17 protein-coding genes are annotated in these 26,578 nt (G+C 45.0%); 12 read left to right on the forward strand and 5 right to left on the reverse strand.

Translation table 11 applies throughout. The annotated features are described in order from the left end of the window. Positions 1-31 precede the first annotated feature (31 nt). Both AC4MCC_RS13055 and AC4MCC_RS13060 read right to left on the reverse strand, forming a co-directional pair. The gene (locus AC4MCC_RS13055; RefSeq protein WP_491885417.1) at positions 32-4,150 is read right to left on the reverse strand and encodes a UvrD-helicase domain-containing protein; all 4,119 of its coding nucleotides are present in this window, start codon (positions 4,148-4,150) and stop codon (positions 32-34) included. Then, on the reverse strand, positions 4,150-7,860 hold the full coding sequence (locus AC4MCC_RS13060) for an exodeoxyribonuclease V subunit gamma (RefSeq protein WP_491885418.1): 3,711 nt from the start codon (positions 7,858-7,860) through the stop codon (positions 4,150-4,152). The genes AC4MCC_RS13055 and AC4MCC_RS13060 overlap by 1 nt, the downstream gene beginning before the upstream one ends. A gap of 178 nt (positions 7,861-8,038) precedes the next feature. Between AC4MCC_RS13060 and AC4MCC_RS13065 the strand changes: the two genes are divergently transcribed. Next, positions 8,039-8,542, forward strand: a complete 504-nt coding sequence (locus AC4MCC_RS13065; protein ID WP_004781723.1) for a hypothetical protein — start codon at positions 8,039-8,041, stop codon at positions 8,540-8,542. Between the two features lie 48 nt (positions 8,543-8,590). Here the strand turns inward: AC4MCC_RS13065 and pap are convergent, their stop codons facing one another. Continuing rightward, entirely contained in the window at positions 8,591-10,012 is a 1,422-nt protein-coding gene (gene pap / locus AC4MCC_RS13070) for a polyphosphate:AMP phosphotransferase (protein WP_491885419.1), read from the reverse strand. Positions 10,013-10,218: 206 nt separating this feature from the next. Here pap and AC4MCC_RS13075 point away from each other — a divergent pair, with 206 nt between their 5' ends. From AC4MCC_RS13075 to AC4MCC_RS13110, 8 genes are all read left to right on the forward strand, one after another. Further along, the gene (locus tag AC4MCC_RS13075; protein WP_419363833.1) at positions 10,219-10,923 is read left to right on the forward strand and encodes a DUF8198 family protein; all 705 of its coding nucleotides are present in this window, start codon (positions 10,219-10,221) and stop codon (positions 10,921-10,923) included. 259 nt (positions 10,924-11,182) lie between these two features. Then, on the forward strand, positions 11,183-12,127 hold the full coding sequence (gene ubiE, locus AC4MCC_RS13080) for a bifunctional demethylmenaquinone methyltransferase/2-methoxy-6-polyprenyl-1,4-benzoquinol methylase UbiE (RefSeq protein WP_005232491.1): 945 nt from the start codon (positions 11,183-11,185) through the stop codon (positions 12,125-12,127). 14 nt (positions 12,128-12,141) lie between these two features. After that, complete coding sequence (locus AC4MCC_RS13085; RefSeq protein WP_491885420.1) at positions 12,142-12,855, forward strand: ubiquinone biosynthesis accessory factor UbiJ; 714 nt, start codon at positions 12,142-12,144, stop codon at positions 12,853-12,855. A gap of 12 nt (positions 12,856-12,867) precedes the next feature. After that, positions 12,868-14,487 (forward strand): ABC1 kinase family protein, encoded by a 1,620-nt coding sequence (locus AC4MCC_RS13090; protein ID WP_491885421.1) that lies wholly within the window; start codon positions 12,868-12,870, stop codon positions 14,485-14,487. A 117-nt stretch (positions 14,488-14,604) separates the two neighbouring features. Next, positions 14,605-15,015, forward strand: a complete 411-nt coding sequence (locus AC4MCC_RS13095) for a transposase family protein (RefSeq protein ID WP_171065633.1) — start codon at positions 14,605-14,607, stop codon at positions 15,013-15,015. Beyond that, entirely contained in the window at positions 14,963-15,433 is a 471-nt protein-coding gene (locus AC4MCC_RS13100) for an IS5/IS1182 family transposase (protein ID WP_005252359.1), read from the forward strand. The genes AC4MCC_RS13095 and AC4MCC_RS13100 overlap by 53 nt, the downstream gene beginning before the upstream one ends. A 560-nt stretch (positions 15,434-15,993) precedes the next feature. Next, on the forward strand, positions 15,994-17,070 hold the full coding sequence (locus tag AC4MCC_RS13105; RefSeq protein WP_419363838.1) for a patatin-like phospholipase family protein: 1,077 nt from the start codon (positions 15,994-15,996) through the stop codon (positions 17,068-17,070). A gap of 61 nt (positions 17,071-17,131) precedes the next feature. After that, entirely contained in the window at positions 17,132-17,449 is a 318-nt protein-coding gene (locus AC4MCC_RS13110; protein ID WP_004781714.1) for a hypothetical protein, read from the forward strand. A gap of 36 nt (positions 17,450-17,485) precedes the next feature. Here the strand turns inward: AC4MCC_RS13110 and AC4MCC_RS13115 are convergent, their stop codons facing one another. Together AC4MCC_RS13115 and AC4MCC_RS13120 are read right to left on the reverse strand one after the other, a co-directional pair. Then, positions 17,486-19,453: a DUF2075 domain-containing protein gene (locus AC4MCC_RS13115; RefSeq protein ID WP_491885422.1), complete on the reverse strand. Its 1,968-nt coding sequence runs from the start codon at positions 19,451-19,453 to the stop codon at positions 17,486-17,488. An 82-nt stretch (positions 19,454-19,535) separates the two neighbouring features. Beyond that, on the reverse strand, positions 19,536-21,887 hold the full coding sequence (locus AC4MCC_RS13120) for a Tex family protein (protein WP_312156496.1): 2,352 nt from the start codon (positions 21,885-21,887) through the stop codon (positions 19,536-19,538). A gap of 336 nt (positions 21,888-22,223) precedes the next feature. On the opposite strand from AC4MCC_RS13120, the gene ompR reads away from it, so the two are divergent. The 3 genes from ompR to scpC all read left to right on the forward strand — a co-directional run bounded on the left by ompR (position 22,224) and on the right by scpC (position 26,497). After that, the gene (gene ompR, locus AC4MCC_RS13125; protein WP_004781707.1) at positions 22,224-22,988 is read left to right on the forward strand and encodes an osmolarity response regulator transcription factor OmpR; all 765 of its coding nucleotides are present in this window, start codon (positions 22,224-22,226) and stop codon (positions 22,986-22,988) included. A gap of 325 nt (positions 22,989-23,313) precedes the next feature. Continuing rightward, positions 23,314-24,774 (forward strand): ATP-binding protein, encoded by a 1,461-nt coding sequence (locus AC4MCC_RS13130; RefSeq protein WP_180013284.1) that lies wholly within the window; start codon positions 23,314-23,316, stop codon positions 24,772-24,774. A gap of 205 nt (positions 24,775-24,979) precedes the next feature. Beyond that, positions 24,980-26,497, forward strand: coding sequence for a succinyl-CoA:acetate CoA-transferase ScpC (scpC, locus tag AC4MCC_RS13135; protein ID WP_491885423.1), 1,518 nt, complete (start codon positions 24,980-24,982; stop codon positions 26,495-26,497). Positions 26,498-26,578: the final 81 nt, after the last annotated feature.

The raw sequence follows: 26,578 nt of genomic DNA on the forward strand, positions 1-26,578 counted from the left end.
TAAACTCTTAAAATTTTATAAATCATCAAAATTATGCTGTTTTTTTCTGCTCAAAATAGCCCAGAATTTCATCCAGTTTCAGAATAAATTCCAGACTGGGCTGCCAGTGATAAGCACCTTGTTCAGCCTGACCATTCATACCGCGCAAATACAGATAAGTCGCCCCACCCAGATGCTGCTGTATGTGATACCCCTGCATGTTCACGCTTAAATAACGATGCAATGCCACCAGATATAAGGCCGCTTGCAGCCAGTAACTGGAGTGAGTCATATTCTGCTGGATGGCCTCAGCCGTGTAATGCTGCTGATCCGGTCCGAGAAAATTGCTTTTATAATCGGCAATATGATAGCGCTGGCCATCAAAATAAACCAAATCAATAGACCCGGTCAGATAGCGTGCTGATTTTGCCTCATTAAAATCAGGCATGAGGATATCATGCTCGGCAAACAGTTGCTGGATCTGACGAATCTGTAAGGGCGCATCGGTTAAAGACAGGTAAAACGGGAATTCGGACAGATAAGCGCCTTGCTGCAACTGCTCCAAGCTGAACTCTGCCTGTAGGGGTGCAGCCAGAATTTCTTTGAGCCAGTCATGAACCCGATTGAGCAGAAGATCTTCAATCATCTCATCAATGAAATGATCGAATGCCTGCTGAAAAACGGCTTCTACATCCAGCTGCGCTGCTGTCTCAGCAGGCGTCATCTGCGCCATTTCCTGTTCGAAAAACTGGATAAAAGGTTCATCATCCAGTTCTGTAAAATAGCGCTGAAACTGTCCTAAGAAGTTCAACCATTCAGAGTGATCGAATGTTTGAGCTGAACGGAAAAACTGCTGCCATTCCTGACGATAAGCTTCACTCTGATCATGCAGGCGAATTCCGGTCAGGATTTTATAATTCAGGCTGGAGAGTACTTTTTGCATACTCTGCTGCAATTTCTCCGGCTGCATTTGACCTTGAAGAGCCATCTGCCTGAACAGGGTCTGTAAATTCACACAGGCTGTCTGATAGCCCGGAGTAAATGCCTGCTGTAACAATGGACGAACATGAAAGGCCTGATGAAATTTCTCCTTTAGTTCCTGCCAGATTTGTGGCGCCGTATTTTTAAAACGGCGACGGATTTCCAGATTCCAGTAACTGCGATCCTGAAAATCGATATGCTCAAAAATACTGTGCAGGAAAGTTCCGGCCACCGTGCCTTTAGGAAAATTCAGCTTGATCCAGTCCAGTGGCTGACTGGCTGATTGCTGTTCCAGTTCCAGCAGATTCATTTCATCTGCGGCACTGTCCAGACGTTCAGGAGCGATGACCAGATCATCCTGCAATATCGCTTGATGCGGGAGATGCTGTGATAGTGCAGTAAAACTGGTTTTAGTCCGCGGATAGAACTGGCGCTCCGGTAAAGGATGAGCCTGCATCTGTAACGGTGCGTCTGTCTGTTGTGCCACAATTCTAGGCGGCTCAGAAGCCAGAGGCTGTTCCAGCAGACTTAAGGCATGCTGAAAGACCGCCTCACCTTGTCCACGCCAGAATGCCAAGCCTGAATCCACCTGTCCGCTCTGATCTTGCAGCATGGCATAAACCCGGTGACTGGCCCGGGTCAGTGCCACATACCAAAGCCGGTGATTTTCTGCGGCATTCCGGGCTGCATTTTGCAAAATTGCCTGCTCATGCAAGTCCTTATGATTAACTGCAATCACCCGGGATTGTTCCAGTACATTTTCCGCAGCTGACAGGGAAAAGTTCAGATTCCCCTTATTTACATCAAAAGGTGCATCGGCACCCAACAGGAATACGACTTTGAATTCCAGTCCCTTGGAAGCATGGATGGTTAAGAGCTGTACCCCATGATCGCCAGAGAGTTTGCGTTCTTTTTCGTTGTCCTTGCCGGAAGGTGATTGCAATTGACGCAGATACCAGTGATACAGCTTTTGAGCACCCTGATAATATTCACTTTGCTGGCACAGAATTTCGGTCAGATGACGTAAATTCACCACTACCCGTTCATTGTCCAGACTCTGGCTCGCGACCAGATTGGTCCAGACCTGAAACAGGTTTAAGGCATAATTCCAGGCAGTCAGGAATCCTTTTTCAAACCATATTTCCCGGATGGCATCAAAGTCGGCAATATAACGACTCAGACCTTCACTCTGCTCTTGCAGTTCGATTAGCTTTTTCAGGTTAAAGCCCAATAAACGGGTCAATAAGGCACGTTTAACTTTGGCTTCATTAAAAGGTTCCATAATCGCAGTCAGAACAGCTGCAACATCCTGAGCCACCGGGCTGGCAAAGACGCTCTGCTTGGATTCCTTATAACAGGGAATACCCATGCGTTGCAGACGCTGTTTAACCTGTTCCAGCGCATAATGGCCAAAACTGAGGACTGCAATATCATCCGCTTTTAAGTGCTGAACGTTGTCACCCTGCTGGAAATACAGTTGCTGCTGTTCAGACTGATTCAATAACTGGCGGATTTTCCAGACTACCTGATCGGCTTCAACATCCTGTTCACCGAGCTGAATCCAGCGTAATGGATGCGGATTATTCAGCGTTTTATCGATTAAATCCGGATGTAGCCGGCTTCCCGCCTGAATCAGGGTGTAATGCACCTGCTCACCAAAATCCATCTGGCGTTGAAACAGCGCGTCTACCACCTCGACCAGAGGTTTTATCGAGCGATGGTTTTGGATCAAGGTGTATTCACGACCCTGCTTTTGCCGCACGTCGGCACGCGCCTTGTTATAGGTCAGCATGTCGCCACCACGGAAACCGTAAATCGCCTGTTTCGGATCGCCCACCATGATCATACAGCCGGCTTTGACCCGATTCGGATCACGCCAGATTTTAGCCAGCAGATCATCCTGATCCTGGTTGGTATCCTGAAATTCATCGACCAGAATTAGTGGATAGCGGGCCTGTACAAACTGGGCAAAACGCTGACCTTGCTGTCCCTGTAAAGCTTCAGCCAGGGTACGAATTTGTTGGGAAAATGTAGTTTCACCCTGTTTTTGCAGGGTTTGTGGCAGACGGTTCTGCACACTGCGAATAATATGATATTCAAGATAGGTCATCAGCTGCTTCAACTGGGCATCCATCTTCTCTTTGACTTCACACAATCCATCAATGGCCTGAATCAGATTATTTTGTAGAATCTGCTGCTGCTCTGCTTCCGGACAGCTTTTGTTAAACACTTGTGTCGTCGGCTGAAAATCGGTTTTTTTACGGCGCAAATAACACAGATTCAATAAGATCGTATGCAGTTCTGGATCAAAAAAGCTCATCACACCTTTGGTTTTCAGTGCCGCCATCCAGGTCATAAAGTTTTCACAGACATCGCTTAATCTGGTGAAAAAACTTTTATGAAAATACTTCGGAGAATTCTGACAATACTCCCGAATGATCTCAATTTCATGTTCATGTACATTGAACAGGCGCTGGATGCAGTGCTCTAGTTCAGCCAGATCCCATTCGACTTTTTCTACCTTCTGAAAGTATTGCACACGGAAATTTAAAGCATCGCGGACCAGCCCGGTATAGTGTTCTACTGGTTTCAACAGGTTTTGCAGATACAGGTGATTGACCATATATTGCGGCTGCTGCTGGATCCATTCTCGTAGTACATCATGAATCAGCTGCTGGATATACAGGTCCTGATCTTCAGTCAGTTCTGCCCGTTCAATCTTGCCGCTTTCAAAGGCAAATTCACGCAATAATTTCTGGCTAAAGCTGTCCAGTGTCCCGACAAACAGCTCATCTAGTTGGTTCAGTACCAGACGCAGACGGCGCCGGGCATAATCCATGCGTGAGCCATAATCTTTTAATACCTGCTGAAATAGTGGATCCGATTCAGTCTGGATTTTGGCGGTGATTTCGACCGAATTCAGCTCCTGATGACGCTGAATAAAGGCCAAGGTTTCTTCAATTCTGAGACGCACCCGGTTTTTCAGTTCAGCTGTGGCTTTGCGAGTAAAAGTCGTCGCAATGACCTGATGCGGATAATACTGATCCAGAAAAATCCGTACCATCAGGCTGGATAAGGTATAGGTTTTACCGGTCCCCGCGGAAGCTTCAATCCAGTGCAGGCCGCTAAAGCGCATGTCTTGAATCGGATTGGTTGAAATCTTTTTGTTCTGGTTGGGTAACATGGTCATTATTCTTTTATCCATTCCAGATGTTCATGAATCGGTGCATATAACGCATGGGCAAAATCATGGCAACAGCGTTGCAAGGCCAGATCCGGGTCCTGATCCTGCAAAATAAACTGCCAGTCCTGATGCAACTGGCTGGATTCATCGCTGGCCAAAGGCTTGGCACTTTCATAGCTGTTGTTCCAGGCCTTTAGCAGTTCCTGCATCTCGGCAATAGTGATTTGTCCCTGTTCATTTTCGGTCCATTCCCAGGCCTTTTTCATCAGCAATTCGGCTGGCAGTACTAGCGGCTGGGTCTGTCCGACTTCCCAGGCTTGCAGCCAGGCCTGTAAATGATGACGTGCCTGACTAGAACGCAGTCCGGAAAATTTCAGGGTTTTATTACTGAAAATGACAATTCGTTCCAGCTGTGGAGACAGTTCATCATTATTCAGATAGGCCAACCAGAGCAGATATTCCAGCCAGACCTGTGCCCGACGTTTTTCTGAAGCGGAGGAAGACTGCATGCTGAGCCAGTAACTGCTGTGCGGTACTTGTGGCAAGGTAATATGAATCAGCAGCTCAGGATTATATTGCCAAGTTTGCTGAGTAACAGGCGTCAGCTCTTTATTCAGCTGCAATAAACGTTCTTTTAGCGATTGCCGTTCCTGCTGACTGCTGAGCCAGGTCGCTTCCTGAGTTTTTCCCACCGGCAAGCGGTCCAGCATCAGCTGTGGCTCAATCTCTTGATCCTGTTGTAATAGGAAATCACGGACTTGATACTGTTCCAGTTTATTCAGCAATAAGGGTTCTTGTGAACTTGGCAGATCGGCATACCTCACACTGGAAATACCGACACTTTTCAGGAATAAGCGTGCCGGGAAAATCATGTCACGAATCCACTCATCCCCTTTCAGCACCCGGATTTCTTTCTGCATCAGTGCTGGATAATGGGCATTGATCCAGCTGCTGCGCTTGCCCTCTGCACTGCGAATATATTCGGCCACAGCAAACCACTGGGTCTGATAACGTGGGGTATGAGACTCTACATAACCGATCGGGTCAAAAGGCTGTAATGGATGTACATGATAGAGTTGACGGATATGCTTGGCGACACTCAAACTATTCATCTCAACCGTTTCATCGACTTCAGCATCGGGCTGATCTGACTGGCAAATCAAGGCAATATGCTGGATTAATTCCTGCAATGAAGTGGATGGATCACGCGCTTCCCCGTCATCAACATCAAAGCCATTATAGAACAGCCATAAATTGTCCTGCGCCAGTAGCAATGCATCCAGAAAAGCGCCTTGGTCATCATCCAGACGGGAACGATCCCCTAGTTGCGGCTTCAGACTGCCCATCAGGTCAAATGGCACCTGCTGATTCCGGCTCGGAAATTTACCGGTATCCAGATTCAGCATCACCACCAGTTTATATGGCAACGGACGGATCTGTCCGATCTGACTAAAGGTAATCTGTCCGGTCGGTTCAGCCTGATCGAGTTGCATCTCCAGTGTATTCTGAATTTCTTCCAGTACATAAGGCAATGGCAGACTTAAGGCGACCAGCTCCTGGCTGGCCTGCGGATCATCCTGATCGTGATAATCGGCCAGCGTCAGCATCCGCATCTGCTTGTCGATAATCTCTGCAACCGTCTTTAAGGACTCAACCCCGGCTTCACGGAATTCATTCAGATCTTCACGCAGATATTCTAGCCAGGTTTTTACCGGGGTACATTGGCCCTGTTCATGCAAAATCAGCCAGTCACGGCGCTGCACCAGATCCTGATAAATCTGAATTAAAGTCGAGATGAGAGGGAAATCACTACTCAAGACCTGAGCATAACTTAAGGTGTCCTGAAACAGGACATGTTCTGGCACTGCGAGTCCGAGTGCCAGTCGATCCAATGCAAATTTAAAACTGAAGCGGTAGTCTTCATCACCGGCAGTCAGGCTTTGCTGTAAATGCTGCTGATCCAGACCGCGTTTAAAGCCCGCTTCACCCAATAACTGTAACATGCGCTCAACTTGGGTATAGTCCAGCGCATAAAGTTGCTGGGTGGCATTCAGGCTGAGCCAGTCGGCAAAATCCTCAATACTGAAACGTCGATGCACCAGCTGAATCCGGCCCAGTACCGCGCGCCAGGCATTGCTGACATCGAGTCGGGACACCCCGGCAATCTGAATCGGTAAATATAGATTATCTTTTTGCAGACGCTGGCTATTGCCTTCCCGTTCTCGTGGGGGGGGTGCAAAGACACTCCGAATCGCCGGCTCCAGCTCTTTCAGGTTCGGGGCCAGCACCAGAATATCGCTCGGCTGACGTGGGACATCTTCGGTACCTTGAGCCAGCCAGTGAATCATCTGTTCTTTTAAAACTTCCAGCTGGCGCAGTGAAGAATGGCAGACATGAATCTGCACCGAATCATCGTCTGGTTTGAGCGGATATTGGTGTTTTTCCGGTTCCAGCAGGTACAGAATATCCGACTGGATTTTGGCCAGTAACTTATCCTGATATTCATCGACGAAAGCATCGGCCCAGAGACCTTCTTCACCTGAAGACAGTTTAGACAATAACGAGAAATGATCACGTGCCTGCTTGCCAAAGCGCGTCAACAGTGGATGCCGCGATTCCCGGTCTTCGGCATTAAAGTTCAGCTGAAAGGCTGTAAAGAAATGCTGGATTTCGATATCAGTCGGCAAACGTCCCTGAGATTTTTCAAATTTCTTGATGAAACGTTCCTGCACGCCAAGGTCATAACGTGCTTTCCAGTCCGGATCGACACTATCGGCCCAGTATTCCTGTGATGGGTTAAAGTGGAAAATATAAATATCGATGTATTGACCGAGACGGCGCAAGAAATCCAGTTGACTCGGTGGCAATTCTAGCAAGGTAAAGACCACGACCTGTTGTGGTAAGCGTTTTAAAGCCTGTGCCTGGGTATCTTCATTCTCTAGACGTTCCCAGTACATCTGTTCGATGTCCAGAATCTTGGCATAATCATCCTGAAAGACATGCTGCCACAGCCAGCGCTGCCAGGCTTCCAGTTCACGTGCCTGAATCTTGACGAAGTCCGCCACCGGAATTTCATGGCCATTTTCATCTTTAGGAATATAGATCATCTGCTCAAGATCGAGCGCAATATCCTGCCCCCAGGACGCCAGCCAGTTGGTCGGACAACGGCATTCCTGTGGCGGACAATTCAGCGAGCAATAACCACGATAATCCATATAGTGGCTAAACAGGCGCGAGACCTGTTCAGATACCCAGTACAGCATGCTTTGTTTTTTCAGCTGCTTCTCTGTGCCCTGTTCCAGACGATCTGCGCTGTCATAAATCCGTTTGATAATCGAATACAGCGGATGATCGACCTCTAATGGAATCTGCTCAGGCAAAATACATTTACGTAATGCCTGAAATACCCGCCATTTAATAATAATTCGGGGAATATTGGCTTCACGGATCTGTTCAACTTCTTTGGGGTTATTCAGCACCCACTGATAGGAAGTCCACTGAAAGGCACGGATCCGGTGATGAAACTGGGTATTGGCACTGATGCCCTTTTTCTCGGCAATTTTTTGGGTCAGCCAGGCCTCGACTGCAGGAGACGGTACAATAAAATGCCGCGGCTGTAACACGGCCAAGGGATTTTTTGCGCTCTGGTTGACGATACGCAGCATACTATCCAAAAGCACATCAATGCGTTGACTCTGAATAACATGAATTGCCATCGTTTCCCCTGAAAAATGAGATGGAGCAGTACTACAAAATGATAAAGATTATTTACTATACTTACCGAACTGTCTATGTCACTTTAAAACTCATACTTCAGTCAAAAAAGTTCTTTGAAAAAAGCATCTTATTGATGTTTGAACAGAAAAAAACAACATCTAGCTTTAGGTAATGCCCATGAAATTAGACAAAATTCCAGATCGTATCGATCCAAGTTTAGATTTAGACAGAATTCGCAACGAGTGCTTAGAGCTAACCAAAAAACGTGCCTATTATTCTGCCGGAGCAGCTGTGATTCCGGTGCCATTTCTGGACGTGGTCATTGATGTCGGCATTCTGTCGCAACTGATTCCGGAGATCAATGCCCGCTTTGGTCTGGCCCCTGAACAGATCAGTGTGTTTGATCCTGCAACCAAACAGGTGCACTGGAATGAACTGCGTAAACGCGGAATCGAGTTTTCCGGTCTGGTGGTGGCACGTACAGCAGTCAAAAAATCTTTGAACAATGTTGCAGCGAAAGTGATCACAAAGCAAGTCACAAAATTCATTCCACTCGGTGGTCAACTGGTAGCTGCGAGCCTCGGTTATTTTGTCATGAAAAAAATTGCTGAAGCACATGTTGAAGATTGCTATCGTACTGCAAAAAATATTCAGCAAAAACAGATTGCTCAAAGCAAATAAATTTCCCGCCCCATTTTTTATCCCCAAACTTTTCAAAACTCAGGCAGATTAATCTGCCTGAAGCTGCTTTAAAATTGTTTTTAAAATTTCGATCCGAGCGGTGTTTTTATCATCAGTGGCGATAATGTGCCATGGTGCCTGTTCTGTCGACGTACGCTCAAACATGTCGGCTGCTGCTTCTAAATAATCATCCCAACGTTCCCGGTTACGCCAGTCTTCATCGGTGATTTTAAAGCGCTTATGCGGAGTATCTTCACGCGCCTTGAAACGAGCGGCCTGTTCTTCCTGGGAAATCGCCAGCCAGAATTTAATAATCACGGTTTGATGGTTAATCAAGCTCTGTTCAAATCGGTTAATTTCATCATAGGCCCGCTGCCATTCTGCCGGGCTGGCAAAACCCTCTACCCGTTCTACCAGCACCCGGCCATACCAGGAGCGGTCAAAGATACAGATATCATCATCGGTTTGCAGCTTGTTCCAGAAACGCCATAAATAAGGACGATTCAGTTCATATTTTTCCGGTGCCCCGATGGTCTGAATTTCATATTCACGGGGATCCAGCTTTTTCACAATCCGCTTGATCGCTCCACCCTTGCCCGCTGCATCCATCCCTTCAAACAGCAAAATCACATTGCGTGGGTCTGAGCGCAGCGCCTTGGCCACCTGAGGAGACAGTTTTTTCAGTTCCACCTTATAGTCCTCTGTCTTGGCAAGCTCTTGCGAAGGATGCTGCAATAATTCTGGAATTTTGGCCTGTTTCCATCGTCCCTTGGCCCGGACCGGATGATTCGGACAATGTTTTAAAGCTTGCAAAATATGCTGTGCAAACTGCTGGTCACGCTGTTTTTCATCTTCCCCATCAATGATCAGCCAGTCTTCGTCTTTAGTAAACCGCTCTCGCAAACGCTGCACGGTGTCGTACTTTTTTTTGTCGCGCCAGTCCAGGCCATGCAGTTTGTGCCATTGCATTTCACTCGGATCAATCTGATCCAGGCGTTTTTGTAGCACTTTCCAGGACAAGTCGAACCAGACCTTGACCACATCAACATAGTTATTTTTTAGATCCTGCTCAAAGACACGCATATCTTCCAGATAGGCATCAAACTGGGCATCATCAATGGCACCAGTCTGTATGGTGGTTCTGAGCAGATCGCTGTACCAGTTGCCAAATAGAACCATGATTTGGCCTTGGGCCGGAATAAACCGTGTATAGGGTTGCCAGAAGGTCTGTTTCTCTCCTAATACTTGCGGCTGATCGGCCTTCACCTGCAAATAACGGGGATCTACCCACTCACGTAACTGTTTGACTGCTTCGCCCTTACCCGCCAGCTCAATTCCATTGACCAGAACAATCAGGCTTTTGCCATTTTTCTGACCTTGGGTTTTCCTTAGATCATACTGGGCATTGATCAGCGCAAGGGATAGCTTGTCTTCATCCATTAACTGGAAACTTTGTTCTTCTGTACGCATGGAGATCCCTCATCTTTTATTCTTGTGGGCAGTATAGCGAGGAGTTTGAAGGCAAAAATAGCGTTAGCAACGTTTTTCACACGATTAGATTGTCTGTTTAAACAGCAAATTGACATTCAAATAAGGAATCATTGATCAATTTGTCATAGCGAGATTGCGCCACACCCTCTAAGATTCTGAGATCGAAAAATCATATTTGAAAATACATGTCCAAACTTGCCCGATTAGATGAACTCTTAGAACAGTATTATCAGCTGAAGTATCACACTCAGCCTGAAATTTTAAGCCGTTTACAGGATGTGCAGGCATGGCAAAAGGCACGGATGCAGCGCAGCCATCATCAGCATTTTTCTGAAAAAAATAACCAGCTGATGGCCGAATATTTCCTGAATCGGCTCTATGGCGGCCCAGACTTTGACGCACTGGCCGAACAGATTGCCCGACTGATGAAATATGCGCACAAGGCAGAAAAAATGATTCCGGAAAATGCCCTGAAAACCGGAACCTCAGGCGTAGAACTGGCGATCTTGGCCGTGCAACTGGATGAACAGGTCGCAATCCAGCTTTTAGAGGATTATCCTGCCAACACACCACTGACCGATGAAATGATGCGCGTGACCTATCTGAAACTGGATCAGGGGGAAGCACGCTTGAAACAGCTGGCATTGCTGGATCAGCTAGGTGTTAGCCTGGATAAATATATGCGTTCCTTTGTGGTTTATACCGCTTTCAAGATGTGTAAAGGTGCAGCCAATAAATATCATTTTCAGGTGATGTATGAGTTTATGCAGGACGGTTTCCAGGCCATGAAACCGTTAAAATCGGCAGAAAAATTCGTGCATGACTTTACTGCGATTGAACGTGGCATTATTGATAAGGTGCATTCAGGCGATCCTGCACCATTCCAATAATAGATTCCTTTCCCATCCATGATGAGGAAGGCTTGCGGTCCTGCCTGATCCTGATATTTTCAGGTTTTTAGGCAGGCCATCGCCAGTGATAAATCATATGAATTATTCGATCACTGGCAGTGAAGATTTCCGCCCATATTCCTATTTTTCTGTATATTATTCATAACAATTGCATCATGATTGCTGAATAACATCCAAGAATCTGTCATTATGCAGGCAATGCAAGATTAACCCGATTGATATGTTAGGAGTGACTCCAATGTCGAATGAAAATCAAACGCCTACCCCTACACCCGAGTCGGCACAACAGACAGACAAAGTGAGCCCATTCTTAACCACTCCGCTTCCGCAAGGCGCTCCACAAGGTCAGCAACAATCTCTAGAACAACGCCTGACCGATACGCCTGTGACTGGAACTGTCCCTAAATATAACCTGCCACGCGGTGCCAATACCGGTAACGTCGGTCCAACCACGCACTTCGGCTACAAGACTGTGAGCAGTGACGAAAAAGCCCAAAAAGTGGCTGAAGTATTCCATTCGGTAGCCAGCAAATACGACATCATGAATGACCTGATGTCATTCGGCATTCACCGTCTATGGAAACGTTTTGCGATTAATATGTCAGGCGTACGCCGTGGCCAGCATGTGCTGGATATTGCAGGCGGCACAGGTGACTTGGCCAAAGTATTTAGCCGTGAAGTGGGCCCTACCGGTCATGTAGTACTGTCTGATATTAACGAATCCATGCTGAATGTTGGCCGTGACCGTCTGATTGATGCCGGCTGTACCAATGTTGATTTCGTTCTGGCGAATGCAGAAACTCTAGAGCCATTTGCCGACAACAGCTTTGACTTGGTAACGATTTCTTTTGGTCTGCGTAACGTGACTGATAAAGATGCAGCATTGGCTGCGATGTATCGCGTGCTTAAGCCAGGCGGTCGTTTACTGATTCTGGAATTCTCTAAACCAGTCTTTGAGCCATTCTCAAAACTGTATGACCTGTATTCATTCACCGCTTTACCAATCATGGGTAAAATCGTGGCGAATGATTCAGAAAGTTATAAATACCTGGCTGAATCAATCCGTATGCATCCAGACCAGCGTACTTTAAAAGGCATGATGGAAAATGCTGGCTTCCAGAACTGTGATTACCACAATCTGACCGGCGGTATCGTTGCCGTTCACCGTGGCTTCAAGCTTTAAGGGTCGTACCCGATATGTGGTCACTTCTCGCCCTCGGTGCTGTTGAACGCCTGATTCATCATATGATTGATCTGGATGCGATTACCCGCATTCAGCTCAATGCTTTGGCCGGCAAAATGCTGCGGGTGGTCATTGCCTCACCGCAGCTGTCCATCGATGTCTTCTTTGATGAGGGCAAGGTTCGTCTGGAACCAACGCCAACCGGCCATACTGAAGACTCTTCGATTTTTGAACAGCGCCCTTATGAAGCCAATAATGCTCAAACGCCTGAAGCAACGGCGACGCTACAGGTGCACAATGTCGTAGAGCTGCTCAAGCTGCTGCTTGCTGATGAAGTCGGTAATATTCCGCTGCAAGGCGACTACAAACTTCTGCAAGAAATCCAGCGCATCATGCAGCAGGCTGAATTTGATCTGGCGGCGCATTTAAGTCCCTGGATTGGCCCTGCTCTGGCACATGAAATTGGCAAGTTGCAGCTGGCTCCAAAGCATTTAAAACGCACTTTACAAAGTCAATTATTTTTCGCTGAAGATGCCCTGAAAGAAGATAGTGGCTTGTTTGCCCCGCGCTGGCAAATGGATGACCTGAATCAGGATACCCGTATCCTGAACCAGAATTTAGATCGCGTCGAAGCCAAAATCCGTCAGCTTCAGGCACAGATTGAATCTGACGATTCTACTGATCAGCCATTTACTCCTGCTACACCTCATATTCCTTCTCAATACTAGGTACACCGCTTTATGATTCCGCATGTTTCACGTTTACTCGAACTTTGGCGCATCGCCGCGCACTATAGACTCGACACGTTGTTTCCTGCGGAAGAACTCCCTGAAAAAGCCCGACATATTTTATCTTTGATCCGTATGCATCCGGCAGCCTGGTCCAGCCGTGAGCGTAAAAACCCGCTCAAGCTGAAACTGGCACTGGAAGAAATGGGACCGCTGGCAATCAAGCTGGGTCAGTTGCTTTCGACCCGTCGTGACCTGATTCCGCCTGAAGTGCTGCAACAACTGGTCCTGTTACAGGATCAGGTCAAGCCCTTTGATAATGATGTCGCCAAGATGCGTATTCAGGAGTCCTTAAAAGCGGATGTAAATACCCTGTTCGCCCGATTTGATACTCAGCCACTAGCAGCCGCCTCGATTGCACAGGTGCATACTGCAGCCCTGCATGATGGGCGTGAAGTGGTGGTCAAAGTGACCCGCCCGAATATTCGCCAGCAGATCTTGCAGGATTTTGAAATTCTAAGCTGGCTGGGTGATTTTCTGGAAAAGCGTCTGGAAGCAGCGCGTGCCCTACACTTGTCTGAAATTATTCAGGACTATCGCCAGATCATTCTGAATGAGCTGGACCTGATGCTGGAAGCGGACAATACCCGCCGTATGCGTCATTACTTCACTGGCTCCAGCATGATGTATGTGCCTGAAGTCTATATGGACAGTAAGGACGTGCTGGTAGCAGAACGGATTACCGGTGTTCCGATTTCGGATATTGCCACCTTTGATGAACTGGGTATGGACCGTGCTGATCTGGCACGTAAAGGTTTAACTATCTTTTTTACTCAGGTCTTCCGCGACAACTTCTTCCATGCGGACATGCATCCAGGTAATGTCTTTGTCGAAACTATCAATCCTGCCAATCCGCGCTTTATTGCGCTGGACTGCGCGATTATGGGAGAGCTGTCCAAGCATGACCAGATGACCGTGGCACGTATGCTGTTGGCGGTCATGAACAGTGACTTCATGCAGCTGATTCAGATTGTGCATCAGGCGGGCTGGATTCCACCAGGTACCGATCAGGACGCGCTAGCACGCGAAATGCGTCGCACTGTAGGTCCAATGGTCTCCAAACCGATGCATGAGCTGGATTTTGCCGGCATTCTGATTCAGGTTATGGACATCGCCCGTCGTTTCCATCTGGAGATCCCGCCACAACTGATGTTGTTACTGAAAACATTGGTACATGTGGAAGGTCTGGGAACAGACTTGTATCCTGAGCTGGATATCTGGAGCCTGGCTAAACCAATCCTCACCGATTGGGTCAAAGCCCAGATGAATCCGCAAAAGAATATTAAAGAACTGGGACAAAAAATCCCGGATCTGCTTTTGGGTGCGCAGGATTTACCGACCCTGATGATCGACAGCCTGAATGGTCTGAAAAACCAGTCCGCCTGGCATGCCAAACAGCTCAATGAATTACAAAGCATGCGCCTGCAAATGGAACATCAGCAAAAACGTAGCTGGATTTTTGGCAGCATCATGGCCATTCTGCTTTCGATTGCGATTATTTCACCATGGTTTGTGTCAGTGATTCTGATTGTGCTGGCAAGCATACTTGCTGTCTGGCGGATTGCGAAATAATTTTTAAAGAGCCTGATTCGTCAGGCTTTTTTATGCTTAAATTATTAGATATCTTTCATAAATCAAAAAACGATCTTCTTTTTGGTTAATATTTGCACTCCGGATTTCTTAGCATTCGTGCATAATCTGCGGATGAAATACATCGATTCAAACAAGCTTTCTGATCCTCAGTTCAAGCGATACACAGGCATCTCATGGTCAACTTTCTATTTGATGGTTGAGCAATTGCAGAAGCATGTCTCTGCCAAAGGCAGACCGCCCAAGTTAAGCCTGGAGGATCAGGTTCTGCTCTGTCTGAGCTATTGGCGGGAATACCGAACCTTATTTCACGTTGCGACGAGTTACGGGGTTTCAGAGCCCACAGCCTCAAGAATTGTCCGTCATGTTGAAGACTGCCTGATTCGGTCCAATCTGTTTAATTTACCCAAAGATTTACCCGAGGGCGAAGGCATCGACTGGCATGTTGTGATCGTGGATGCCACGGAAATTCCAATCCAAAGGCCTAAAAAAACAGAAGAAAAGCTATAGCGGCAAGAAAAAGACCCATACCTTTAAAGTACAGGCCATGATTCACTACAAAACTCAGAAAATTCTGAGTTTATGTACCAGTCGCGGTGCAGTGCATGATTTCGAGTTGTTCAAACGCAATTTAAACCAGATTCCTTTTGGGGCTTTTATTCTTGCAGATAAAGGCTATCAGGGGATTTATGTGTTGTATCCGAATAGCCTGTTGCCATTAAAAGCCAAAAGACACTGTAAATTGGATCCTGAATTGAAAATCTATAATCAAGAAATCAATAAAAGAAGAATCGGAATTGAGCATGTATTTGGCAGCCTGAAAACCTTCAAAATCCTTGCTGAGCGTTATCGAAATAGAGGTAAAAGGCTTGGTTTGAGATTCAATTTAATCGCTGGAATCTACAACTTGGAACTGAGCAAAAAATGATTTATGAAAGAGGTCTATTGAAAAAATAAAACAAGAATATCCAAATGAAATATAGCTTTTTATGGGCTATTTATCGCGAAAAATCTTTGTCGGCCTTTTTGTATAGTTTGCTTTATAGTTTCTTACCCCTCTTAGACTTGATAACTTATCTCAACTATAGATTTCGATGGCTAACTGAGATACCCACTACCGACTCAATATCATTCCGCATGATCAATAGCCCATCCTTTTGGCTGATGACGCTATTCAATTTCATGCCCCTCTTCTGCTTATTTCTCATAAAGCAGCAAAAACTCATAGTAGTTTTGGCAGTATGGATTTTTTGTGGGTTTAGTTTTTATTTGATCAATAACTATACTGTTGCAAATTACCCGATGTCGACCTTAATTCTTGTGAGCTCAAGTCTTGCTCTAATACGCTCACGTAATAAAAAACTTATGCTGACTTATATTAACCCGATGCCATGACTCTTAAGTCACCTTAGGGTACATCTTGCCATTGGGCTCTGTGACCAAATGCTTAAAATATGTCCTCATTGGCCAAATATGGGTTGAACCTTTATGCAGATTTTACAAAAACATGCGCCTGCTCTGAAAATCCGCGCTGGGCATCAGGCTCGTGAGCTGATTTTGAAAGAAGGTTTGCAACCCGAACAGATTGATATCGTGCCAGGTGCCGCAGGTGGACCCAAAGGTATTGGTATTCAGGGACTGGATCAGGCTATTTTTGGCGAGTTTTTCCCACGTGCTCCTCAGCGTAGAACCTTAGTCGGTTCATCCATTGGTAGCTGGCGTTTTGCCAGTGTCGCGGCGTGGGGAGCCAAAGCAGGCACTGAACGTCTTGCCGACTTGTATACCCATCTGTACTTTCACAAGAAAATGACCCGTAAGGAGGTCAGTGACGTTTGTCGTGGCATGCTGCTGGATCTGGTACAAGGCAAAGAAACCGATCTGGTGAATCATCCAGATTATCATCTGACAGTATTATCGATTAAAGCCCAGCACATTTTCCAGAGTGACAAGGCACTCCCCCTACTCGCCTCTGTAGCCGGCATCGTTGGAACTACCGCTGTGGCGCGTAAACATAGCCGCCATTTTATGCAACGTGTGATCAGCCAGCCGAATACAGGTGAACAGTTTAAAATTGCCGATGATGGATTTACCACACATTATCATGCCTTGACTGAGCAAAGTGTTTTGTCCTGGCTGATGGCCTCTGCTTCTATTCCAGGCGTGATGGCAGCGGTCAATAATATTCCAGATGCACCACAAGGTTATTATCGTGATGGTGGCTTGATTGACTATCATATTGACCTGCCGTTTCAGAGCAAAGGCATCGTGCTGTATCCGCATTTTACTGACAGCATTACTCCCGGCTGGTTCGATAAACTGTTTAAACGCACGGCAAGCCCGGAAAATCAGGCACGAACTTTGCTAATTTCACCCTCTCAGGAATATCTGCAAAGTTTGCCTTTGGGTCGTTTACCAGATCGTAAGGACTTCACTTTGAAAGGTTTGGATCAAGCTCAGCGGATTCAGCTCTGGAAGCAATGCATTGCTGAAAGTCAGCGCCTGGGAGATGAATTTCTGGAACTGGTCGAGAAGCAGAATTTTGCTGATGTGATGCAAAGCCTGTAATGGGCGCGGTCTGCCCGAATTTTTTGTATAATTACCTTAATTTTTTGAACTGTTGAGATTTATGCAGAAATTTTTAGTGATCCTGCAATATGCATGTATAGCCTTTGGACTTTATCTGATTTATAGCGTTAGCATGTCGCTGTATACCCAGCAATTTGAGCTGATGGAACTGGTGGCAGATATTGGCACCATTCTGATCTGTCTGGATTTGGGTGTGTTCTTATATACCAGTAAAGGCAAACAAGGCATCACCATGGAAGAGTATGCTAAACAGCTAGAACAACCACCGTCTAAACTGGTTTATGTGACACGTAAACTGGGACATCTGGGTATTTTATTGATTATTACCAGCTGGATTGTTCCGATTATTAATAGCTAATCCAAAATAAAAAACCTCCCGATTGGGAGGCTTTTTTTAAATTTCTTTGAGATGACAGGCTTTTAAAAATTGATATGTTGAATCATACAATTCACTCGGTCTGGTCCAATCATTATCATCTACATTCGGTAGGTAAATCACCATTCCTTGACGCGCACGAGTCAACAAAACACGATAAGTATTCAGTAGATATTTTTGCTTTTCCATCTGATTGATGTTCTGCCATTTTGTTCCTTTAAATGCTTGATAACACCAACCATCCTTAAAGTAAAAATTAATATCCCACGCAACACAGCAGTAATCTAATTCTAATCCTTGAACATCAAATTCTGTGGCGACATCTTCTAAGTAATATGAAGAACGTACATCAATTGTAGAATTCAAAAACCAATCAGATGGTGTGATTTTATTTTTAACATCAATCCCCTCTGCTTTGAGTCTTCTTGCGCCTGAGCTCGCAACCATGCCGTAACGCTCTGTCCCTTTAGCTTGTTGTTTTAGCCACGACTTCGCTCTTTCCAAGTTCCTTGTTAAAACAATTGGATAGGATTCTATAACTTGGCTATAAATATGTTGTGCTTTCGTCGCATCCCCATCTAAAATTGCTTGGACAAGTTCAGCAACTCTTTCACTTCTAAACGACCTTACTGATACCGCCAAATGTAAATCAGGTTCTTTATTACCATGCTGAATTAAATGATGCTTTCGGCTTTGATCTTGTATATAGACACGATCCTCTAAAATTTTCTCAGAATAATAAATCTGCCATTCAGGATAATGCTGTTGTAAAGCATCTAACCATTCGATAACCCCTGCTTCTCCAGTGTTAATCTCTTGACCGCCACCGATCAAACAAATAATCACACACCAATCCGTGTGCCGATCCATTACCTCAATCAAAAATTGTGGTTCAGATTTATCAAAGTTCTGAATTCCCTTTTTTTGCTTCATAAAGTTAGAAACTTGTTCTTTGCGCCAAGCTCTTTGTGCCTCATCAAATACCACCACCTTTTCAATAGGAGCTTCTAATGACCTTAAGTACTCATCTCGAAAGTGATGGATATTTTGAATAAAAGCTTTTGCTTTTCTTTCAGCACTTGATCTGGTTTCAAGTTGACCTTCAGTTTTTGCTGTTTCAACTGTTTGTCGAATCAGTGCTTCCTTTAGCACATCAACAAGTGGGCCATTGCCCGAGAGAAAAACTGAATGTTCTGATTCGTCTTTTTTTAGTCGCTGGTTAGCAATATTCAGCCCTGCTAATGTTTTTCCAGCACCCGGTACTCCTGTAAGAAAACAAATTGCCTTATGTCGTTTTTCTTTTGTTGTTTCAATAATATGTTCAATACGTGCTGAAGTTATTTTTAAATTAATCGCCCCTGCATCACTTCTGGAAATATCTTCAACTTGATGTCCTTGATAAAGTGCTTTCGCTGCTTCAATGATTGTGGGTGTCGGTCTATAGCTGGCTTGATTCCACTCTTGGACATTAATCTCCGCATCCTCATTATAATGCGCAAGAACCTGTAGAATCATTTGGTTTAAATTGTACTGATGACAACAAATGGGCGCTCCAAGATCATCTACATCCTCCCAGATGATCTCTTCTGTATCCGCTTCAGTAGCTATAAGAATTGGAATAATTTTTTTATCATGACTTTGTGAATGAAAATTCTTTAAATCCAAGCAATAATCAATCACCTGATTTTTTGCAGTTGCAGAATAAAAACTTTCCCCAACCTTAAATTCAATAACAAAAATTAAATCACGAATAATCAGAATATTATCAGCACGCTTCCCCATGCGAGGAATGCTGTACTCAAAGTAAAGACGACCCTTTGCTATACCAACTAAATTTGCTTTTAAAATATCTATTTGTGCTAACCAAGCATTTTTCTGTAAATCTTCAAGTGCAAATTCATGATGCTGTGCCAAATTACCTAAGATTAAGTCATTTGAGCTAGATAAAAAATCTTGGATGGAACTTTGATAATAACTTCTTAGCATTTTTAGATTCTTTGAGATTTTTTAAATGTTTTTAATAAGAAAAACCTCCCAAAAGGGAGGTTTTTCGTTTAGAGCCTAAAGATTATTTCGAACCTTTAATTCCGGCTTGAAGTAATAGTGCTCCTAAACCACCAATTTTATTTTCTTGTGGTTTAGCCGCTTGAGGTTTCTTGCCATGCGGGCGGTCACCTTGTGGACGTGCATGCTGTGGACGTTTGCCTTGTGGCTTGCGCTCACCGCGTTGCTCATTGTCACGACGTGGTTGACGTGGTGCTTTCGCTGGCGCTTCCGAACCTTCAGGACGCATCGACAGATTGACACGGTTACGTTCCACATCAACGTTCAGTACACGAACTTGTACGATTTGACCTGGTTTTACCACTTTATGCGGATCAGCCACAAATTCATTGGCTAATTCAGAAATATGTACCAAACCATCCTGATGTACACCAACATCCACGAAAGCACCGAAGTTAGTCACATTGGTGACTACGCCTTCCAGCTGCATGCCTTCAGTCAATTGAGCCACTTCAGTAATATCATCACGGAATTTTGCGGTACGGAATTCTGGACGCGGGTCACGGCCAGGTTTTTCCAGTTCAGCTAAAACATCCTGAACGGTTGGCAGACCGAATTTATCATCCACAAACTCTTCAGCATTGACCTGACGAATGATTTCAGTATTACCAATGATGTCTTTAACAGTCGTTGCTTTTGCTTCAACAATTTTAGATACCAGTGGATAAGACTCAGGGTGAACTGCAGAAGCATCTAATGGTTCTGAACCTTGCTGGATACGCAAGAAACCCGCTGCCTGTTCAAAAGTACGCTCGCCTAGACGTGGCACTTTTTTCAGGTCCTGACGGTTGTCAAAACGGCCATTTTCCTTACGGAAGTCCACGATTTGCTGTGCAATTGATTTGTTCAGACCTGCGATATAACCCAGGATTGCAGCAGATGCAGTATTTACATCCACACCGACCGAGTTCACACAGTCTTCAACCACTGCTTCAAGAGTTTTTGCCAGACCGGTCTGGTTTACATCATGCTGGTACTGACCTACACCGATTGATTTAGGATCAATTTTCACCAGTTCAGCCAATGGATCTTGCAGACGGCGTGCAATTGATACTGCACCACGGATCGATACATCCAGTTCAGGCAATTCCTGAGAAGCCAGTTCAGATGCTGAGTAAACAGAAGCACCCGCTTCTGAAACAGAAACACGAGTCAATTTCAGGTCGCTATTTGCAGCCATCATTTCGGCAATTAACGCTTCAGTTTCACGGCTTGCTGTACCATTACCGATTGCAATCAGGTCAACATTGAATTCGCGGCAAAGACGTGCCAATTCAGTCAGTGAACCTTCTTTATCATCTTTCGGTGCAAATGGGTAAATGGTGCTATGTGCTAATACATCACCTGATTCATTCACCACTGCCAGTTTAACGCCAGTACGGATGCCAGGGTCTACACCCAGAGTTGTACGGGCACCTGCAGGCGCAGAAAGCAGTAAATGACGCAGGTTTTCAGCAAAGACCTGCATTGCTTCAGCTTCAGCAGCCAGACGTTTTTCAGTCAATAATGAATGTTCGATCGTTGGACGAACTTTACCAAGCCAGAACAGTTTCGCAGTTTGCTTTAAGAAATCCCGACGAGATTGCGGCTGAATGGTATCCAGGTTGTATTCAGTTTCAATACGTGCCAATGGTGCATCATCTTCACCATCTACTTTAAGGCCCAGTACATTTTCCTGACGGCCACGTAGCATTGCCAATAAGCGGTGTGAAGGTACCTTGTTCAGATTTTCAGAGAAATCGAAGTAATCACGGAATTTTTTACCAACTTCTTTTTTCTCTTCACTAGCGACCAGACTTTTCAACACAGCCGTTTTAGCAAACATTGCTTTAAGCTCAGTGGTCAACGCAATATTCTGTGCCCAGTCATCAATCAGGATGTGCTGGATTGCATCAAGCTGGCTTTCCTGATCTGGATAATCTTCATGGCTAAAGCCCGCTAAAGCTTCTGCTGGATCCACGGCTTCAGTAAAGATTTTCTCTGCAATCGGACCTAAACCGGCTTCTTTGGCTTTAAACGATTTGCTGGTACGTTTTGGACGGTATGGTGCGTAAATTTCTTCTAGGGCATTTTTAGTTTCTGCCGCATTCACCCGTGCCAATAAATCATCAGATAATTTATTTTGTTCTTTTAGTGATTCGATCACCTTTTCACGGCGTTCATACAAATCACGCAAATACGATAAACGTGTATCGAGCTGGCGTAGTTGCGTATCGTCTAAGCCCTGCGTTACTTCTTTACGGTAACGTGCAATGAAAGGAACGCTGGCACCCTCATCAATCAGTTTGATGGCAGCTTCTACTTGATTTGGACGTACGGCAAGTTCTTTTGCCAACTGCTGAACTAAGTCAGTCATCGTGTTTGATCCCACAAGGATAAGTACTAAATGGCATGATTATAAAGACCAGGTCTATAAAATCCACCATTGTTTTTATTAATTTATATAAGCTTCAGATAACCGTATACGATCGTTTTCCAGTTTTTCCACTAAAGTTTGCATGAACTTTGCATTTTATTCTTGTTCCGAGACGATTTTTTTCGCATATAGATGTATATATTTGGTATCTATGTCTTGATTTTAACTGCAATATTTGATGCTTTAGAGCATAGTCAATTAATAGTAATGAATCGTATACTCAAAGCATATTTCATTTTTTGTTTATGACGACAATAAAGAATAAAGGAGCACCTCATGAGTTTAGTGGTACCTGCTGAAAAACCCGATGCTGTACATACCGAAACCGACCGGGTCGAGCGCATCCTGGTTGTCGATGATGATGTGCGTCTGCGTACCCTGTTACAACGTTTCCTTGAAGATAAAGGCTTCGTCGTTAAAACTGCGCATGATGCTACCCAGATGGATCGACTATTACAGCGGGAACTGTTTTCTCTGATTGTGCTCGATTTTATGCTGCCTGTAGAAGACGGCCTCAGCATCTGTCGTCGCCTACGCCAGTCGAATATTGATATTCCAATTATTATGCTCACTGCACGTGGTAGCGATTCGGATCGTATTGCGGGTCTGGAAGCCGGTGCCGATGATTACCTGCCTAAGCCATTTAATCCAAATGAATTGCTGGCACGTATCCGTGCAGTTTTGCGTCGTCAAGTTCGTGAAGTGCCAGGCGCTCCTAGCCAGCAAATGGAAGTGGTGTCGTTCGGCCCATGGTCACTGGATCTGTCCACTCGTACTCTGACTCGTGAGGGCCAGGTAGTGACCCTGACCACTGGTGAATTTGCGGTATTGAAAGCGCTGGTTCAGCATCCACGTGAACCTTTAACGCGTGACAAACTGATGAATCTGGCACGTGGCCGTGAATGGGGTGCGATGGAACGTTCAATTGACGTTCAGGTATCACGCTTACGTCGACTGATTGAAGAAAACCCTGCCCGTGCGCGTTATATTCAAACCGTTTGGGGTGTCGGTTATGTGTTTGTTCCAGATGGTGCTGAATAATTTTCTTATTAGAAGAAAGTAAAATAGTCGTCCATCTATAAATCTAGTTTTGAATTATGTGACAAATTCATTCGCAACTGTTTGAGGCAGGAGGTATTCATCTCTAATGTTTCTGCGATAAATTGATTACTTGCCCCAATTTGACGAGTTTTGCGATGAGGAGCACTGCTCTGCAAGATGGTTTTGCCTACTTTTGCCGAAACAAAAGTAGGTCAAACCGAAGGTTTTAACCTATATCTAAATTACAGATGGTTTGACTCCGGTATGATAAGGCCTTTTAATCAACTCATAATAATTTGCTGAAGTCATAGCACAGGATTGCTCAGTGAAACTCGACCCCATCGACCCACAAAAATTTACCGATTTTGTCAGCTATTCAGAAAAAAAACGCACCCCTTGGGAACGCTTTCTGGACAAAATCAAACCGCGCTCTGCAGCAATGCGAACCACTGTACTGGTGGTCTTTGTGGTCTGTTTCAGCCTGTTCATGTCAATCTGGTTTTTCTGGCGTACGCTTTATTTACCTGAAATTCAGCAACACGCGCGTTATCTGGCCATGGAGCTGGAGATTCTCAACAATCCGGACCTGCGTCTTTATCACAAGGAACAGGAAGTCGATATTGATACCTGGCTCAAAAACCGGATCGGAATCGAATATGTCACCAATCCGGCTGAATATCCAAATGTAAAAGATAAGGTCATTGCCGAATTCTTTACCAACCAGATTGAGACCAAACTGGCCAAAGAATTAAGAATCGAACAGGCAACCGTTTATTTCCAGTTCAAGCCAAGTCCACGTATCTGGATTCAAACTCCAGAAATGAATGGAAACTGGGTACGTGAACCTCTTAAAACCTATGCCAACTATAGTCCTGAACTGATTCTAGGCTGGCTGCTGGGTACGCCACTCATTGCCGGTATTATTATTCTGACCCTGGTGCGTCAGCTGAACCGTCCTTTACGCCGCTTGCAGAATGCAGCAAACAGCTATAGTAAAAATGGCTCTGCTCCTTATCTGGATACCAATCATGGTCCGCTGGAAATCCGTCAGGTGAATCATGCCTTTAACCAGATGATTTATACCTTGGATCAAACCGAGCGTGATCGTCGAATCATGCTCGCGGGGATTTCACATGACCTGCGTACCCCGTTGACCCGTATCCGTCTTAGCGCAGAAATGATGCCGGATGAAGACTTTCTCAAGGAAGGTCTGATTTATGACGTGGAGGATATGGATGCCATTCTGAACCAGTTCATTTCCTATATGCGGGATGGCTCCGATGAAGAGCTGCAAGAAACCAATGTCAATGTGCTGTTGCAGGAACTGGTCAAGCAGTTTAAGCCACTTGATATCCGCTTTACACCTCAAGAGATACCACTGGTTGAGGTACGCAGCATGTCGCTGAAACGCCTGATTGGCAACCTGATCAATAACTCGAAACGTTATGGTGCTGAACCGATCGAGCTTGCTGCCTATGTACAAGATCATAAACTGATGATCAGTGTATCCGATCATGGTGAAGGGATTCCAGAAGATCAGATTGAAGCGCTGATGCAACCCTTTGTTCGTGGAAATTCCGCACGTACCGTACAAGGCAGTGGTCTGGGTCTGGCCATTGTCAAACGTATTGTTGATATTCACTCAGGTGAGCTGCATATCCAGAATCGGCCTGAAGGCGGTCTGGAAGCCATTATCGCCTTACCCCTGAAAACAGCAGATTCAGAGGCACCTGCTACCCCAACCACCTTGGATAAAATTCGTCAAACGCTCACTGATCACTTCTAGTAAGTGATCATAAAAGCAACAAACGACTTTTTAGTATTTCTATATAATTCATTTTAATTTTCAATAATTCAATCATTTAAAAAACATCATTTTTCATTATACCTACATTTAGCTAAAAAATTAGACCTTAGCCTAACACCTATGCAAAATACATTTTTTGATCGGTACAATCCGTATCATTATTTAAGAATTTATGAGAGTTGAAATGTCTTTAGATCGTATCCGTTTAGCCTCCCTACACAACAAAGTCATCAGCCCTGAACAAGCTGCTGAATTCATCGAAGATGGTATGACTGTGGGTATGAGTGGCTTTACTCGCGCTGGTGAAGCGAAGGCGGTTCCTTTAGCTTTGGTACAACGCGCAAAAGCAAATCCGCTGAAAATCACGTTGATCACAGGTGCATCACTCGGTAACGATTTGGACAAGCAACTCACTGAAGCAGGCGTATTGGCACGTCGTTTACCATTCCAGGTAGATAGCACTTTACGTAAAGCGATCAACAAAGGCGAAGTGATGTTCATCGATCAGCATTTGTCTGAAACAGTTGAACAGATGCGTAACCAGCAGTTGAAAAAACCTGATGTAGCGGTAATTGAAGCAGTTGCGATCACTGAAGATGGCGGCATCATTCCAACAACTTCTGTAGGTAACTCAGCAAGCTTTGCAATTTTTGCTGAAAAAGTAATTGTTGAAATCAACACGAATTTAAGTCCTGCATTTGAAGGCTTGCACGACATCTACATCCCGACTTACCGTCCAACACGTCAAGCAATTCCATTGACTCAAGTGGATGAGCGTATCGGTACACATGCAATCAATATCGATCCTTCAAAAATCGTAGGTATCGTATTCAATAATGAATTGCATGACTCTCCATCAACTGTAACCGCACCAGATGATGAGACTCAATCAATTGCCAACCACTTGATCGCTTTCTTTGAAAAAGAAGTGGCTGAAGAGCGTTTACCGAAAAACCTCGGTCCTCTTCAAGCAGGGATCGGTTCAATTGCAAACGCAGTATTGACTGGTCTGAAAGAATCTAACTTCGAAGACCTGATCATGTACTCAGAAGTACTGCAAGACTGTACTTTTGAATTGATCGATGCAGGCAAAATGAAATTTGCCTCAGGTTCTTCAATTACACTTTCTGCAAAATACGGCGAGAAAGTATTTAACAACCTTGAGCACTACAAAGACAAACTTGTATTACGTCCACAAGAAATCTCTAATCACCCTGAACTGGTACGTCGTTTAGGTATTATCGGTATCAACACTGCGCTTGAATTCGATATTTACGGTAACGTGAACTCAACTCACGTTTGTGGTACCAAAATGATGAACGGTATCGGTGGTTCAGGTGACTTCGCTCGTAATGCACACCTGGCAATCTTCGTGACCAAATCAATCGCGAAAGGTGGCGACATCTCTTCAGTGGTTCCATTCGCGTCTCACGTAGACCATGCTGAACACGATGTTGACATCCTGGTAACAGAACAAGGTCTGGCAGATCTTCGTGGTCTGGCTCCGCGTGAGCGTGCACGTGCAGTAATTGATAACTGTGCGCACCCAATGTACCGCGATGCGTTGAATGATTACTTTGACCGTGCATGTGCAAAAGGCGGCCATACCCCTCATCTTCTTCGTGAAGCACTTTCTTGGCACTCAAACTTCGAAGAAAATGGTCATATGCTTGCTGTTGAAGCTGCGGTAAAAACTGCATAATTACCTGCATTCAAAAAACGCCCTACGGGGCGTTTTTTTATGAGAAAAATAATAAATAAACAAAGACAGATCCATCTATAA

The sequence above is a fragment of the Acinetobacter sp. CAU_H_56 genome (genome assembly GCF_058599425.1).

What these genes read in the sequence shown, in the direction of transcription:
- AC4MCC_RS13055 (WP_491885417.1), bottom strand. Translation starts at nt 4,150, where the DNA reads ATGACCATGTTACCCAACCAGAACAAAAAGATTTCAACCAATCCGATT.
- AC4MCC_RS13060 (WP_491885418.1), bottom strand. Translation starts at nt 7,860, where the DNA reads ATGGCAATTCATGTTATTCAGAGTCAACGCATTGATGTGCTTTTGGAT.
- AC4MCC_RS13065 (WP_004781723.1), top strand. Translation starts at nt 8,039, where the DNA reads ATGAAATTAGACAAAATTCCAGATCGTATCGATCCAAGTTTAGATTTA.
- pap (WP_491885419.1), bottom strand. Translation starts at nt 10,012, where the DNA reads ATGCGTACAGAAGAACAAAGTTTCCAGTTAATGGATGAAGACAAGCTA.
- AC4MCC_RS13075 (WP_419363833.1), top strand. Translation starts at nt 10,219, where the DNA reads ATGTCCAAACTTGCCCGATTAGATGAACTCTTAGAACAGTATTATCAG.
- ubiE (WP_005232491.1), top strand. Translation starts at nt 11,183, where the DNA reads ATGTCGAATGAAAATCAAACGCCTACCCCTACACCCGAGTCGGCACAA.
- AC4MCC_RS13085 (WP_491885420.1), top strand. Translation starts at nt 12,142, where the DNA reads ATGTGGTCACTTCTCGCCCTCGGTGCTGTTGAACGCCTGATTCATCAT.
- AC4MCC_RS13090 (WP_491885421.1), top strand. Translation starts at nt 12,868, where the DNA reads ATGATTCCGCATGTTTCACGTTTACTCGAACTTTGGCGCATCGCCGCG.
- AC4MCC_RS13100 (WP_005252359.1), top strand. Translation starts at nt 14,963, where the DNA reads ATGCCACGGAAATTCCAATCCAAAGGCCTAAAAAAACAGAAGAAAAGC.
- AC4MCC_RS13105 (WP_419363838.1), top strand. Translation starts at nt 15,994, where the DNA reads ATGCAGATTTTACAAAAACATGCGCCTGCTCTGAAAATCCGCGCTGGG.
- AC4MCC_RS13110 (WP_004781714.1), top strand. Translation starts at nt 17,132, where the DNA reads ATGCAGAAATTTTTAGTGATCCTGCAATATGCATGTATAGCCTTTGGA.
- AC4MCC_RS13115 (WP_491885422.1), bottom strand. Translation starts at nt 19,453, where the DNA reads ATGCTAAGAAGTTATTATCAAAGTTCCATCCAAGATTTTTTATCTAGC.
- AC4MCC_RS13120 (WP_312156496.1), bottom strand. Translation starts at nt 21,887, where the DNA reads ATGACTGACTTAGTTCAGCAGTTGGCAAAAGAACTTGCCGTACGTCCA.
- ompR (WP_004781707.1), top strand. Translation starts at nt 22,224, where the DNA reads ATGAGTTTAGTGGTACCTGCTGAAAAACCCGATGCTGTACATACCGAA.
- scpC (WP_491885423.1), top strand. Translation starts at nt 24,980, where the DNA reads ATGTCTTTAGATCGTATCCGTTTAGCCTCCCTACACAACAAAGTCATC.